This window comes from Sphingopyxis sp. SCN 67-31, from assembly GCF_001725095.1.
The window spans coordinates 68625-82876 of record NZ_MEFH01000055.1 but is presented as its reverse complement, the minus strand read 5'-3'; the positions used below and the strand labels follow the sequence as shown (position 1 = coordinate 82876).

16 protein-coding genes are annotated in these 14252 nt (G+C 67.4%); 6 read left to right on the top strand and 10 right to left on the bottom strand.

Going from position 1 to position 14252, the window contains the following annotated elements:
* Positions 1-68: 68 nt before the first annotated feature.
* On the top strand, positions 69-920 hold the full coding sequence (locus ABS88_RS09090; protein WP_286749633.1) for a LytR/AlgR family response regulator transcription factor: 852 nt from the start codon (positions 69-71) through the stop codon (positions 918-920).
* A 118-nt stretch (positions 921-1038) separates the two neighbouring features.
* Here ABS88_RS09090 and ABS88_RS09085 read toward each other — a convergent pair whose 3' ends face one another.
* Positions 1039-1749, bottom strand: coding sequence for a head GIN domain-containing protein (locus ABS88_RS09085; RefSeq protein WP_076074148.1), 711 nt, complete (start codon positions 1747-1749; stop codon positions 1039-1041).
* A gap of 44 nt (positions 1750-1793) precedes the next feature.
* Entirely contained in the window at positions 1794-2567 is a 774-nt protein-coding gene (locus ABS88_RS09080) for a head GIN domain-containing protein (RefSeq protein ID WP_104959340.1), read from the bottom strand.
* A 131-nt stretch (positions 2568-2698) separates the two neighbouring features.
* On the opposite strand from ABS88_RS09080, the gene ABS88_RS09075 reads away from it, so the two are divergent.
* The 5 genes from ABS88_RS09075 to ABS88_RS09055 all read left to right on the top strand — a co-directional run bounded on the left by ABS88_RS09075 (position 2699) and on the right by ABS88_RS09055 (position 7529).
* Positions 2699-3175, top strand: a complete 477-nt coding sequence (locus tag ABS88_RS09075; RefSeq protein ID WP_067109187.1) for a GreA/GreB family elongation factor — start codon at positions 2699-2701, stop codon at positions 3173-3175.
* Positions 3172-3351 (top strand): hypothetical protein, encoded by a 180-nt coding sequence (locus ABS88_RS09070; protein WP_076074145.1) that lies wholly within the window; start codon positions 3172-3174, stop codon positions 3349-3351. The genes ABS88_RS09075 and ABS88_RS09070 overlap by 4 nt, the downstream gene beginning before the upstream one ends.
* Before the next feature lie 6 nt (positions 3352-3357).
* Entirely contained in the window at positions 3358-4536 is a 1179-nt protein-coding gene (locus ABS88_RS09065) for a BaiN/RdsA family NAD(P)/FAD-dependent oxidoreductase (RefSeq protein WP_076074143.1), read from the top strand.
* 146 nt (positions 4537-4682) lie between these two features.
* Positions 4683-6440, top strand: coding sequence for a DEAD/DEAH box helicase (locus tag ABS88_RS09060; RefSeq protein WP_286749631.1), 1758 nt, complete (start codon positions 4683-4685; stop codon positions 6438-6440).
* A 111-nt stretch (positions 6441-6551) separates the two neighbouring features.
* Entirely contained in the window at positions 6552-7529 is a 978-nt protein-coding gene (locus tag ABS88_RS09055) for a quinone oxidoreductase family protein (protein ID WP_076074137.1), read from the top strand.
* A gap of 140 nt (positions 7530-7669) precedes the next feature.
* On the opposite strand, the gene fghA is transcribed toward ABS88_RS09055, so the two are convergent.
* The 8 genes from fghA to ABS88_RS09015 form a co-directional block, all read right to left on the bottom strand.
* Positions 7670-8518 (bottom strand): S-formylglutathione hydrolase, encoded by an 849-nt coding sequence (fghA, locus tag ABS88_RS09050; RefSeq protein WP_104959339.1) that lies wholly within the window; start codon positions 8516-8518, stop codon positions 7670-7672.
* The gene (locus ABS88_RS09045; RefSeq protein ID WP_076077569.1) at positions 8515-9018 is read right to left on the bottom strand and encodes a prolyl-tRNA synthetase associated domain-containing protein; all 504 of its coding nucleotides are present in this window, start codon (positions 9016-9018) and stop codon (positions 8515-8517) included. The genes fghA and ABS88_RS09045 overlap by 4 nt, the downstream gene beginning before the upstream one ends.
* 8 nt (positions 9019-9026) lie before the next feature.
* Complete coding sequence (locus ABS88_RS09040) at positions 9027-9404, bottom strand: VOC family protein (RefSeq protein WP_076074133.1); 378 nt, start codon at positions 9402-9404, stop codon at positions 9027-9029.
* Positions 9405-9453: 49 nt separating this feature from the next.
* Positions 9454-10314 (bottom strand): formyltetrahydrofolate deformylase, encoded by an 861-nt coding sequence (gene purU / locus ABS88_RS09035; protein WP_104959338.1) that lies wholly within the window; start codon positions 10312-10314, stop codon positions 9454-9456.
* A 136-nt stretch (positions 10315-10450) separates the two neighbouring features.
* Positions 10451-11563 carry an S-(hydroxymethyl)glutathione dehydrogenase/class III alcohol dehydrogenase gene (locus tag ABS88_RS09030; protein ID WP_104959337.1) on the bottom strand — a complete coding sequence of 371 codons (1113 nt, stop codon included), beginning with the start codon at positions 11561-11563 and terminating at the stop codon, positions 10451-10453.
* 209 nt (positions 11564-11772) lie between these two features.
* On the bottom strand, positions 11773-12042 hold the full coding sequence (locus ABS88_RS09025) for a hypothetical protein (protein ID WP_082797089.1): 270 nt from the start codon (positions 12040-12042) through the stop codon (positions 11773-11775).
* Positions 12043-12095: 53 nt separating this feature from the next.
* Positions 12096-13475, bottom strand: coding sequence for an L-serine ammonia-lyase (locus ABS88_RS09020; protein WP_076074130.1), 1380 nt, complete (start codon positions 13473-13475; stop codon positions 12096-12098).
* A 116-nt stretch (positions 13476-13591) separates the two neighbouring features.
* Positions 13592-14209, bottom strand: a complete 618-nt coding sequence (locus tag ABS88_RS09015; RefSeq protein WP_104959336.1) for a superoxide dismutase — start codon at positions 14207-14209, stop codon at positions 13592-13594.
* Positions 14210-14252: the final 43 nt, after the last annotated feature.

Here is a 14252-nt window from a genome sequence, read left to right as displayed (position 1 = left end):
TTCGCGAGGACGGCTACGTCAGGGCCGGACAGAGCCGCGACCGGCGCGGGACCAGCGGCGGAGGGAGCGTGACCGAAGGAACAGCGCCTGGGACCAACGGCGGCGGAGCCGGGACGAATCGCATCAGCCCGCGTCGGTTGACGATCCTGCTCGTCGGCGCGCTTTTCGCTTACGGCCTCATCCGCATCACCTCGAACGTCTATTCCTATCTCGCCGAGCGCCATGCCTTCGGCCGCGACGTGCCGGCATCGACGGCCTGGGCCTATGAGGGCACCAGCCTCGTCGCCTGGACGATGATGATCCTGCTCTGCTGGTTCGGTGTCCGCTTCATCCGTCCGCCGCGCTTCGGCTGGATCGCGACGATCGCGATCCACGCCGCGCTCGCTCTGCCCGTTTCGCTCGCCCATATCGCGCTGATGGTGGGGCTGCGCATGGTCGTCTGGTGGCTTGCCGGTAGCAGCTATGCGTTCGAATCGCCCGATGGATCGCCGATCCTCTATGAACTGCGCAAGGACGCGGCGACCTATGCCGAACTGATCCTGCTCATCTTTCTGATGCAGTGGCTGATCGCGCGCCACGCCGCGCCCTCCACGCCGGTCGAAGCATCGCGGACGCTGACCGTGAGCGATGGATCGGTCGCGCACCGCCTTCCGGTCGCCGAGATCGGCCATATCGCCGCCGCGGGCAATTATGTCGAGATCGCATGGCGCGGGCGCCGCCTGCTCCATCGCGCGGCGCTGAGTGCGGTCGAGACCGAATTGGCCGGCGCCGGCTTCGTGCGCATCCACAGGAGCCGCCTCGTCCGCAAGGACGCGGTGCGCCGCGTCGTCACCCACAGGAGCGGCGATTTCGACGTCGAACTGGCGGACGGCGAGATGCTGCGCGGCAGCCGCCGATATCGCCCCCGCATCGAAGGCTGAACGCGGTCGCTGCGCCTAGAGTGGATTCGGTTTTGATGGAATCAAAACCGGCACTCTGGATTCTTGTTTTACCGTGTTTTCCGAGTCGTCAGGTGATTCCACCTGACTTGAAAACACTCTATCGCGCCTGCCCGCAGGTGACGGAACCGCTGCCGATATTGCGCACCGTGCAGGTCGGTCGGCCAAGCACGACGGTCCGCCCGATCCCGCGTGCCGTGATCGTCGCGGATTTTTCGGCCCGCAGGACATGGTCCCCCGCCCCTTCGCTGTCGCTGGTCCATTCGCCCGCCACCAGCGCCCCGGCGTCGAGGCTGCCGGCCCCCGACAGCGTCGCCTGCGCCTGTTTGACAGAACCCGCGAGCGTCATCGCGCCGTTGCCGATCATCGCAACCGACAGCCGGTCGCCGACCACCTCGCCCACCCGGATCTCGCCGGGGCCGCGCAGACCGATGCTCACGCGCGTTCCCTTCAGCCGGTCGATGTGCAGCGCGCCCGCGCCGCCCAGCATGGCCGACCGCAAATTGACGGCATTGACGCGGACCGTCACCGGCGCCTGCGGTTTCGTCCGGCGCTCGTCGCCCGCGAACCGGCGCTCGCCGATCACCAGGCGCCCGTCACGCGTTTCGAGGCTGACGCGATCGAGCGCCTCGGGCGTCCCGATCGCGACCGCGCCGACCGGCGCCCGCGTCGTCACCTCGACGATGAAATCGGCATCGACCTCTATCGCCTCGAAACTGGTGAGGCCAAAGCGCTTCTCCGCGCTTGCCGCGGGTCCGGCGAAGAGGATGGCGGCAGCCGCAAGCGCGGCCCATCGCGAGGCGCTGGTCATACCGCCGCCTTAACCGTTCCGCGCGGGCCGCGCCAGCGGGCGCGTCACCTGCAGGTGACGGTGCCCGATCCCATCTTGCGCGTCGAACAGGTCGCGCCGCCGGTCAGCGTCACGTCGCCCGAACCGAGGACGCGGACGTCGGCCTTGCCGGTCGCCTGCGTCTCGACATTGCCCGACCCCGTGACCGAGACGGCCAGCGTCGTCGCGACCAGCCCGTCGGCATCGACGTCGCCCGATCCGGTCACGCTGATGTCGCCCGCGTCGATCGTGCCATTGTCGATATCGATATCGCCGGACCCCGACACGGTGATGTCGGCGCGCTTGCCGGTAAGCTTCGCGATCTTGAGGTCGCCCGACCCGGTCAGCACCGCCGCGACCTTATCGCCCGCGACCGCGTCGGCGTCGATCGAACCCGACCCGGTCAGCCGCACGGTGTCGAGTTTCGGCATGGTGATCGCGATCTCGACACCGCGATGGCGGCCACCGCCGAGACTGAAGCCCTCGCGCTTGCGGCCGATCGACAGCAGCGCTCCGTCGAGCGTGATGTCGAGTTCGTCGATCTCCGCCTGCGGCCCCCTGGCTGCGATCGAAAAATTGTCGCCCTGACGGATCGTGACGTCGTCAGGGCCTGCGACCTGGACGCCGGTGAAGCCGGTGAGGGTGAAATTCTGCGTCGTTTGCGGTCCCGCATCGGCGGCGCGGTCGGCATCGCCGCGGGTCTCGCTGCGGTCGCCGCGATCGCCGCGATCGGCGCCGCTGCAGCCCGTCGCGGTCATCGCCAGCGCCAGCGGGAGGAAGGCCATCGTCCAGTTGCGCATCGCATATCTCCTTCGTGTGTTATGGTTATAATACACGAAGGAGGGACTGTCCAGCACGACCGGCGCCGCGCCATCTTGTCGCCACCTTCGCGGTGCAAAGGGATGGCTTCCCTTCCCCGAGAGTATGGACGATGAGCGTAGCCTTTCGGCGCGAGAGCGACGACGAACATAAGGAACCGACCTTCGAATGGCCGATTCCGCCGGGACCGAATCTGGTGACGCCGCGCGGGTTGCGCCTGCTCGGCGAAGGCGTGGCGGCGCTCGACGCGGCGATCGAGGCGGAAACGGATGCCGAAGCGAAGGCAAAGCTGCAACGCCAGCTCCGCTATCTCGGCACGCGCAAGGCGACCGCCGAGGTGCAGGAACCGCCCGCGGAAGGGTCGGTCGGTATCGGCAGCCGGGTGCGCTACCGGCTGAACGGCGCCGACCGCGAAGTGACGATCGTCGGCCATGACGAGGCGGACCCGACCGTCGGGCGCATCGCCTTCACCGCCCCGCTCGGCCGCGCGCTGCTCGGCGCCGAGGTCGAGGATATGGTCGAATTCCAGGGACGCGAAGACGCGATCACGGTCCTGGCCGCCGCTCCCAACCCCGAGGCGCAGGCATGAAGGACAAGTTCGAACGCCACAAGCAGCCATGGACGGCGGCGGAAATCGACAAGCTTCATACGCTCGCAAGGAAGGGCGTGGCGCTGAAGGCGATCGCCAAGGCGCTGACGCGCAGCGAGGAGTCGGTGAAGGCGCGCGCCAAGCAGGACGGGCTGTCGATCGCAAAGCTGCGCTGACCGCCGATGACCGCTGCCCCTTATGATGCCATCGTGCTGGGCGCCGGCGCGGCCGGGCTGATGTGTGCGGCGGTCGCCGGGCAACGCGGACGGCGGGTGCTGCTGCTCGATCATGCCGACGCGATCGGAAAGAAGATCCTGATCTCCGGCGGCGGGCGCTGCAACTTCACCAATATTCACACGGCCCCCGACCGCTATATTTCGGCGAACCCCCATTTCGCCAAATCGGCGCTCGCCCGCTACACCCCCGCCGATTTCCTGGCGCTGGTCGAAGCACATGGCATCGCGTGGCACGAAAAGACGCTCGGCCAGCTGTTCTGCGACGGATCGGCGAAGCAGATCGTCGCGATGCTGATGGAAGAGGCGGCGAAGGGCGGCGTCACCATATTGCACGGCCAGCCGGTCCGCGAGGTCGCGCACGGCGCGGAAGGGTTCGCGGTGACCTTCGGCGAGCGGCGCTTCACCGCCCCGGCGCTGGTCGTCGCAACGGGGGGTCCGTCGATTCCGAAGATGGGCGCGACAGGCTTCGCCTACGACCTCGCGCGGCGCTTCGGCCTGAAGGTCGTCGAGCCGCGTCCCGCGCTCGTCCCGCTGACGCTCGGCGGCGACGATCTGCTGTTCCGCGAGCTGTCGGGTGTCGCGGCACCGGTCGAGGCGCGCGCGGGCAAGGCGGCTTTCCGCGAAGCGGCGCTGTTCACCCATCGCGGCCTGTCGGGGCCCGCGATCCTCCAGGTCAGCAGCTATTGGCAGCGCGGCGATCCGGTGACGATCGACTTCCTGCCCGATGCCGCGCCGGGCTGGCTGGTCGAGGCGAAGCGCGCGCGGCCGCGGGCGACGCTGGCCTCGACCCTCGCGCCCCTGCTCCCCGCCCGGCTCGCCCAGACGCTCGCCGACCGTCTTGCGCTACCCGGCGAACTGGGAGCGCAGACCGACCGCAAGCTCGTAGAGGCCGAGACGCGCCTGAAGCGCTGGGCCTTCCAACCCAACGGCACCGAGGGTTTCGCCAAGGCAGAGGTCACCGTGGGCGGCATCGCGACCGCCGGGCTGTCGTCGCAAACAATGATGGCCAAAAGCGTTCCGGGGCTCTATGCGGTCGGCGAAGCCGTGGATGTCACCGGGTGGCTGGGCGGCTATAATTTTCAATGGGCGTGGGCCAGCGGATACGCAGCGGGCCAGGCGCTTTAGGAAAAGCTTGCGTCCCTTCGTCACCCCGGATTTGATCCGGGGTCCCTTCAGCGCTTCGTGGCAAGGGGCGAATGGATGCCGGATCGGGTCCGGTATGACGAATTAAAGAATCGGCGGCGCGGCCCGTTACGGAAAAGAAGAGAAATATGGCCTTCGATCATCTTCCCCCCGCCCTCGCGGACGCTCTCGGCGCGCGCGATTATCAGACGCTGACCCCGGTGCAATCGCAGGTCATCGAGGCCGGGGCCCACGGCCGCGACCTGCTCGTTTCGGCGCAGACGGGTTCGGGCAAGACGGTCGCCTTCGGTCTTGCGATGGCCGACGAACTGCTGGCGGACGGCCGCCTTCCCTTCGCCTCGGCACCGCTTGCGCTGATCGTCGCGCCGACGCGCGAACTGGCCCTGCAGGTCAGCCGCGAACTGGGCTGGCTCTATGCCGCCACCGGCGCGCGCATCGCGACCTGCGTCGGGGGGATGGACGCGAGCCGCGAGCGCCGGGCGCTGAATCAGGGCGTGCACATCGTCGTCGGAACGCCCGGCCGATTGCGCGACCATCTCGAGCGCGGCGCGCTCGACCTCGCCGCGTTGCGCGTCGCGGTGCTCGACGAGGCCGACGAAATGCTCGACATGGGCTTTCGCGAGGATCTGGAGGAAATCCTCGACGCGACGCCCGAAACGCGGCGCACGCTGCTGTTCTCGGCGACGATCCCCAAGCCGATCGCCCAGCTCGCCAAACGCTATCAGCGCGATGCACTTCGCATCTCGACGGTCGGCGAGGATCGCGGCCACGGCGATATCGCCTATCAGGTCGTGACCGTCGCGCCCGCCGATATCGAAAGCGCGGTGATCAACCTGCTGCGCCTTCACGACGCCGAAACCGCGATGCTGTTCTGCGCCACGCGCGACAATGTCCGCCGCCTGCACGCGCGGCTGGTCAACCGCGGCTTCGCCGCCGTCGCGCTGTCGGGCGAGCATAGCCAGAACGAGCGCAACCAGGCGCTGCAGGCGCTGCGCGACCGCCGGGCCCGGGTGTGCGTCGCGACCGACGTCGCGGCGCGCGGCATCGATCTGCCCAGCCTGAGCCTGGTCGTCCATGTCGAAATCCCGCGCGATGCCGAAACGCTCCAGCACCGTTCGGGTCGCACCGGGCGCGCGGGGAAGAAGGGGACGGCGGTGCTGATCGTGCCCTATCCGCGCCGCCGCCGTGTCGACGCCATGCTGCGCGGCGCCCGGATCGACGCCGAATGGACCGGCGCCCCGACCGCCGACGACGTACGGGCACGCGACCGCGAACGGCTGATCGAGGCGCTGCTCGCCCCCATCGAGCATGACGAGGAGGATATCGAGCTCGGCCGCCGCCTGCTCGCCGAGCGCGCGCCGGAGGACATCGCCGCCGCGCTTGTCCGCGCGCACCGCGCCACCATGCCGCTGCCCGAGGAACTGATCGACAACGGCCCGCCGCCGCGCCGCGAGCGGGGCGAACGCGCCGAACGCGAACCGCGCGAGCGCGGCGGGCACCGCGACGGTTTCGACGACAGCGTCTGGTTCCGGCTCAACATCGGTCGCCGCCACAATGCCGACCCACGCTGGATATTGCCGCTGCTCTGCCGCCGCGGCCATGTCACCAAGCACGAAATCGGCGCGATCCGCATCGGCCCGAACGAAACGCTGTTCAACATTCCGCTCGCCATCGCCGACCGCTTCGCCGAGGCGGTCGAGCGCAGCGCCAACAAGGATGGCGAAGACGACAATGGCGTCGCGATCACGCCGGCGCCCGGCGGCGCGACCTGGCCGCCGCGACGCGAAGGGGGTCCGCGCAAGGACGGGCCGCGCAAGCCCCATGGCAAGCCCGGCGGGTTCAAGGCCAAGCCCTTCGGCAAGGGCAAGCCGCGCGCGCCCCGCTGACTCACCCCCTCCTCGGAAGAGGAGGGCTTAGGGTCAGGACCCTAGATCGCATCGACCCTTGCGCTGCCTGTCCGCTCGCTCCAGATGAAGCGGACCAGCAGGAGAGCAGCCATGCAGGCAATCGAGGCGTTCATCGCGGAGCAGGGCGGTCCCGAGGTTATCCAGTGGCGCGAGGTGACGCTCGGCGCGCCCGCTGCCGGACAGGTGCTGGTGCGCCAAACCGCCATCGGGCTCAACTATATCGACACCTATCATCGCGACGGCACCTATCCGATCGAGCTTCCCGGCGGACTGGGCGTCGAAGCGGCGGGCGAGGTGGTCGCGACCGGCCTCGACGTCCACGGCCTGCAGCCCGGCGACCGCGTCGCGACCTTCGGCCCGCAGCGGGGCGCCTATGCGAGCGCGCGGATCGTTCCCGCCGCATCGCTGATGAAACTGCCGGCCGGCATCGACGACGACACCGCCGCCGCCGCGCTGCTCAAGGCCTGCACCGTCGAGGCGCTGGTCGAGCGCTGCGCGAAGATCGAGGCGGGCTGGCCGGTGCTGGTCCATGCCGCGGCGGGCGGCGTCGGTCTGATCCTCGTCCAATGGCTGAAGGCGGTCGGCGCGACGGTGATCGGCACCGTCAGCACCGAAGCCAAGGCGCAGACGGCCCGCGACGCCGGCGCCGACCATGTCATCCGCTACAAGCAGGACGATGTCGCCGCGCATGTTCGCGAGATCACCGACGGCCAGGGCGTCCCCGTGACCTTCGACGGCATCGGCATGGCGACATGGACCGTGTCGCTGAAGGCGACCGCACGGCGCGGGTTGATCGTCAGCTACGGCAATGCCGGCGGACCGGTGACCGGGGTCAATCTGGGCGTCCTCGCGCAGCATGGATCGCAGTTCGTCACGCGGCCGACGCTGTTCGACTATTATCTCGACCCCGGCGAACGCGCGGCGGGCGCCGCGCGCGTGTTCGAGATGATCGAAAGCGGGGCGGTCGCGATTACCGTCGGCCAGCGCTATGGGTTGCAGGACGCGGCGCGCGCGCATGCCGATCTGGAAGCGGGGCGGACGACCGGATCCAGCTTGCTGATTCCATAATCTCCCCTCCCGCTTGCGGGAGGGGTCGGGGTGGGCAGCAACGGTGCGACCAGCCCACCCCGCTGCGGCTAGCGAACAAGTTCGCAAGCCTCGCTGCCCCTCCCGCTTGCGGGAGGGGGGGGAAAGCCTACGCCTAAATCCTACTCCTTCAACCGCTCCGCATGCCATGCGACATGCTCGGCCATGAAGGTCGAGATGAAATAATAGCTGTGATCGTAACCCGGCTGCATGCGGATCGTCGCCTTCTGCCCGGCCTTTCGGCACGCCTCTTCGAGAAGCGGCGTCTTCAACTGCTCGGCGAGGAATGTGTCCGCATCGCCCTGGTCGACCAGCAGGTCGGGCAGCCGGGCGCCGCCGTCGATCAGCGCGCAGGCATCATAGGCGGTCCATAGCGCGCGGTCGGGGCCCAGATAGCCGCCCAGCGCCTTTTCGCCCCATGGGCACTGCGTCGGCGCGACGATCGGCGCGAAGGCCGAGACCGAGCGGAAACGGTCGGGGGTGCGCAGCGCCACGGTCAGCGCGCCATGGCCGCCCATCGAATGGCCGCTGATCCCCTGCCGCGTCATGTCGGCCATCGGGAAATGGCGCAGCAGCAGCGAGGGCAGTTCGTCCTCGATATAGGAGCGCATCCGGTAGTTCTTCGCCCATGGTTCGACGGTCGCGTCGACATAGAAGCCCGCGCCGAGGCCGAAATCCCAGGCTGCATCGGGGTCGCCGGGAACGCCCTCCCCCCGCGGCGAGGTGTCGGGCGCGACGAAGATGATGCCGTGCGCCGCACAGGCGGCGCGATACTCGCCCTTCTCCATCACATTGGCATGGGTGCAGGTCAGCCCCGACAGATACCAGAGCACCGGCAGTTTCGCGCCTTCCGCATGGTCGGGCACAAAGATCGCGAAGCTCATGTCGGTCGCGGTCGTGTCGCTCGCATGGCGGCAGACGCTTTGCGTGCCGCCATGGCTGCGGGTCGTCGAAAGGGTTTCGATGGTCATGCGATGGCCTGAACGGGAATGGGCGCCACCAGCGGATCATGCCCCCAATGGCGCAGAAGGTCGAGGATCGCCGCCCCGGCGAGCCCCAGCGTCGCGGTATTGCGCAGCGGATGGACGTTGACGCGGCTCGCGGCGGCCAGGCCCGCATCGAGCACGACGGCGATGCTGCCCGGCGGCGCGTTGATCGCGGCGAGCGGCGTCACCGATCCCGGCTGGATGCCGAGCAGCCGCTCCATATCCTCCGGCTTGCCGAAGCTCACGCGCTTGCAGCCGATCGCATCGGGCAACGCCTTCAGGTCGACGCGCGCCGCGGCCGGCACGGTGACGAGCCAGAAGGCGCCGCCGGCATCCTTGAGGAACAGGTTCTTGCTGTGCGCACCGGGGATCGCGGCGCTGACCTTCTCGCTCTCGGCGACGGTGAACACCGCGACATGTTCGTGCGCGGCAAAGGGAATCGCGAGCGCATCCAGATCCGCCAGCAATCCCGCTTCGCCGCGCACGACCGTCCTCACATCCGGTGCAGGGCGCAGAGCTTGTTGCCCGACGGATCGCGCAGATAGGCGAGATACATCTTCATGCCATTGCCTTCGCGCACGCCCGGCGGGTCTTCGATCGCGGTGCCGCCCGCTTCGACCCCGGCGCGATGCCACGCGTCGGCCTGTTCGGGATTGGCCATCGCGATACCGATGGTGCAGCCGTTGCCCGCGGTCGCCGGCTGCCCGTCGATCGGCGCCGTCACCAGGAACAGACCGCCGTTGTGCATATAGATCAGGCGCCCCTTGTCGTCCTGGATCCCCGGCTTGCCGCCGATCGCCTGGAAGGTCGCATCATAGAATTTCCGCGATGCATCGAGGTCGTTCGACCCGACCATATTGTGGCTGTACATATGTCCGCTCCTCCTGATTCTGGTTGCGAATCGATACCTATAGCGTTGCCTAGCGGAAGACCACCGTCTTGCACCCATCGATCAGCACGCGCTGTTCGGCGACCCAGCGCACCGCGCGCGCGAGCACCTGCGCCTCGATATCGCGGCCGGTGCGGATCAGGTCGTCGACCGAATGGCGATGATCGACACGCTCGACCGCCTGTTCGATGATCGGGCCTTCGTCGAGGTCGCCGGTCACGAAATGCGCGGTCGCGCCGATCAGCTTCACCCCGCGCTCGTGCGCGCGGTGATAGGGCCGCGCGCCCTTGAAACCCGGCAGGAAGCTGTGATGGATATTGATGCAGCGGCCGATGAGCCGCGCCGACAGGTCGGTCGACAACACCTGCATATAGCGCGCGAGCACCAGATAATCGGCCTTGCCGCGCGCCATGACGTCGAGGATCGCGGCCTCCTGTTCGGCGCGGTTGGCGTCGCTGACGGACAGATGATGAAAGGGCACGCCATGCCATTCGGAAAGCCGCCGCAGATGCTCGTGATTCGACACGACCCCGACGACGTCGATCGCCAGATTCCCCGTCGACCAGCGGTGGAGCAGGTCGTTGAGGCAGTGGCTGCCCTGCGATACGGCGATGACGAAGCGCGGCTTTTGCGCCGCGTCGCGAATGCGCGCATCCATCGCGAAGCGTTCGACGATCGGCGCGAACGCCGCCTGCACTGCGGCGAGCCCTTCGGGAAAGCGGGGTCCCGCGGCGCGGAACGCGACCCGCATGAAGAAGCGCCCCGATTCGAGATTGGCATATTGCTGGCTGTCGAGGATGAAGCCGTCGGCTTCGGCGAGCAACCCCGTCACGGCCGCGACGATGCCGACGGCATCGTTGCAACTGAAGGTCAGGACATAGGGTCCGGTCACTGTATCGCTCCCCTTCCTCAATTCCGTGTGTCCCCGCGAAGGCGGGGACCCATCTCCGGTGGTATCGGATCGCACCGATGGGCATGGGTCCCCGCCTTCGCGGGGACACAACAGTTTTTTTGCTGCCCCTGGTGCTTTAATACACCACGACGCAGCGGATGCTTTCGCCCGCGTGCATCAGGTCGAAGCCCTTGTTGATCTCCTCCAGCGTCAGGACGTGGGTGATCATCGGATCGATCGCGATCTTGCCGTTCATGTACCAGTCAACGATCTTCGGCACGTCGGTGCGGCCCCTGGCGCCGCCGAAGGCCGTGCCCTTCCACACGCGGCCGGTGACGAGCTGGAACGGGCGTGTCGCGATTTCCTTGCCCGCCTCGGCGACGCCGATGACGATGCTCTCGCCCCAGCCGCGGTGGCAGCATTCGAGCGCGGTGCGCATCACCTCGGTATTGCCGGTGGCGTCGAAGCTGTAGTCGGCGCCGCCGTCGGTGGCCTCGACGACCTTCGCCACCGTCTCGTCGCGCGAAAGGCCCTTCGAGTTGATGAAGTGCGTCATGCCGAACTTGCGGCCCCATTCCTCGCGATCGGGGTTGATGTCGATGCCGATGATCTTGTCGGCACCGACCATCTTTGCACCCTGGATCACGTTGAGCCCGATGCCGCCGAGACCGAAGACGACGACATTCTCGCCCGCCTGCACCTTCGCGGTGTTGACGACCGCGCCGACGCCGGTGGTGACGCCGCAGCCGATGTAGCAGCTCGTCTGGAACGGCGCATCCTCGCGAATCTTCGCGACCGCGATCTCGGGCAGCACGGTGAAGTTGGAGAAGGTCGAGCAGCCCATATAATGGAAGATCGGCTGCCCCTTGTAGGAAAAGCGCGTCGTGCCGTCGGGCATCAGCCCCTTGCCCTGCGTCGCGCGGATCGCGGTGCACAGGTTGGTCTTGCCCGAAAGACAGCTTTTGCACTGGCGGCATTCGGGGGTGTAGAGCGGAATCACATGGTCGCCGGGCTTCACCGACGTCACGCCCGCGCCGACCTCTCGCACGATGCCCGCGCCTTCGTGGCCGAGCACCGACGGAAAGATGCCCTCGCTGTCGAAACCGTCGAGCGTATAGGCGTCGGTATGGCAGATGCCCGTCGCCATGATCTCCACCAGCACCTCGCCCGCCTTCGGGCCTTCGAGGTCGAGTTCGACGATTTCGAGCGGTTTCTTCGCTTCGAACGCGACGGCGGCGCGGGTTTTCATGGGGCGGTCTCCTTCTCGCAGGTCCCCATCACGCAATCACCGACGCAATGCAAGCGTCCGGCGGACCGTCAGGCGATTCGAGTCGCCCCCACCCTGCCTGCAGAAAGAGTCATCTGTCCGCGGCGCCGCCACCTGCAGCCGAAGATGCACATGCTGCGCGGGGAATTGCCGGGGCCGAAGCGGATTGACGTAGCTTAAAGAACGAGCAGCTACAGCTTTTGAGTAAGTGCCTTCAACCACTTACCGAAATAATATCCAACCAATGCACCAAGGCTTGGCCAAAGCGGACCGAAAAGATAATCCAGCCCGCTTGTTGAGCGGAGATCTGCTGGATGCCCGCTTTGCCACCATGCTACGTAAAACAACATCGCGACAGGGATAATTAACAAGATCGAACAGCCAACTCTTGGTCGCGCGAACGCCAACCCAACAGCAAGCCCGGCAACCATACCAAAAACGAGCATGAGTTCGATTGTCATAACAATCACCTTAACCTGCGAATCTACTTCCGCAATTGGTGATTATAGGTCGCTCAACACTCCACCACGCTGACTGCCAGCCCGCCCTTCGACGTTTCCTTGTATTTGTCGCGCATGTCGCGGCCGGTTTGCAGCATCGTCGCGATCACCGTGTCGAGGCTGACGACATGGGTGCCGTCGCCGATCATCGCGATGCGGCTGGCGTCGATGGCCTTGATGGCGCCCATCGCGTTGCGCTCGATGCAGGGGATCTGGACGAGGCCGCCGATCGGATCGCAGGTGAGACCGAGGTTGTGCTCCATGCCGATCTCGGCGGCGTTCTCGATCTGCGCGTTGGTGCCGCCGAGCGCGGCGGTCAGCCCCGCCGCCGCCATCGAGCAGGCGACGCCGACCTCTCCCTGGCAGCCGACCTCCGCGCCCGAGATGCTGGCGTTGCGCTTGTAGAGCGCGCCGATGGCCCCCGCCGTCAGCAGGAAGGTCCGCACCCCCGCCGCATCGCCGCGGCAGCCGCGCCGGTAATAGCGGATCACCGCCGGGATGATCCCCGCGGCGCCGTTGGTCGGCGCGGTGACGACGCGGCCGCCGGCGGCATTCTCCTCGTTCACCGCCATCGCCCACAGGTTGATCCAGTCCATCATCGCGAGCGGTTCGGACAGGTTCGCTTCGTGCCGCTCGCGGATGTCGGCGGCGATCTGCGGCGCGCGGCGCCGGACCTTGAGGCCGCCGGGCAGGATGCCGGTGCTCGCGCAGCCCGCGTCGATCGATGCATCCATCGCCGCCGCGATCGCGTCGAGCCCCGCTTCCACCTGCTCCGCGTCGCGGTGCACGAGTTCGTTGTCGAGCATCATCGCGGCGAAGCTCTTCCCCGACGCCGCGCCCATCGCCATCAGGTCGGCGCCCGAGGTGAAGGGAAAGGGCAGCTCGACCTCGTCCTCGGCACCGCGGCTGTTGCGTCCCGCCTCTTCCTCGTCGACGACGAAGCCGCCGCCGATCGAGAAATACATGCGCTTCGCCAGTATCTCGCCGTCCGCGTCGCGCGCGGTGAAGCTGAGCGCGTTGGTGTGGAAGGGTTGGCGCTGGCGCATCTGGAAATGCAGGTCGCGCTTCGGTTCGAAGCGCACCGGAACCCGCCCGAGCAGGTCGAGACGGCCTTCGCACTCGGCGCGCGCCCAGTGCGCCTGGATCGCGGCAAGGTCGGTCGTCGCGGGCACCTCCCCCGCCAGGCCCGCGACGAGCGCGGTATCGGAGGCGTGTCCCTTGCCGGTCAGCGCCAGCGAGCCATAGAGGTCGGCCTCGACATGCGCCGTGCGGTCCAGCAGGCCATGCGCATCGAGCCACTCGCCGAAGCGGCGGCCCGCGACCATCGGCCCGACGGTGTGCGAACTCGACGGACCGACGCCGATCTTGAACAGTTCGAAAAGGCTGATCGTCATGGCGGCGCTATAGGCCAAGCCCCGCGGGGACGATAGGGGTGCGCGGACCGGTCGCCGCCGGTCCGCGCCCCGTATCGCCCGTCGTCATCCGGCGCTTACCGGACGACGGGCCTTCGTCACGCCGCTGGGTAGGTCCAGGCGCCGTCGCGCGCCAGATTCTCGGCCGCGAAATCCCAGTTGAGCAGCTCGTCGACCACCGCGTTCACATAATCGGGGCGGACGTTCTTGCGGTCGATGTAATAGGCATGCTCCCACACGTCGATGACGAGCAGCGGCTTGGCGCCGCCGGTTGCCTCGGTCCCCGCGTCGTGCGTGTCGGTGACCGACAGCTTGCCGTCCTTGGCGACGAGCCAGGCCCAGCCCGAGGCGAAGTGGTTGACCGCGGTGTCCTTGAGTTTCTGCTTAAGTTCGTCGAGCGAGCCGAAATCGCGATCAATCGCTGCGGCGAGATCGCCCGCCGGCGCGGTCTTTACCGGAGCCAGGCTGTTCCAGTAGAACGCGTGGTTCCAAGATTGGGCAGAGTTGTTGAACAGCCCCTTGTTGCCGGTACTTTCGGCGTGGCGAACGATGTCCTCGAGGCTCTTGTCCGCAAGGTCGGTGCCCTCGATCGCGGCGTTGACCTTATCGACATAAGTCTTGTGATGCTTGCCATGATGCGTCGCGAGCGTGTCGGCCGAGATATGCGGCGCGAGGGCATCCTGCGCATAGGGCAGGGGCGGGAAGGCGATCGTCATGGCAGTCTCCATTTTTTGCTTGAACGGATAGGGTTTCTAACTC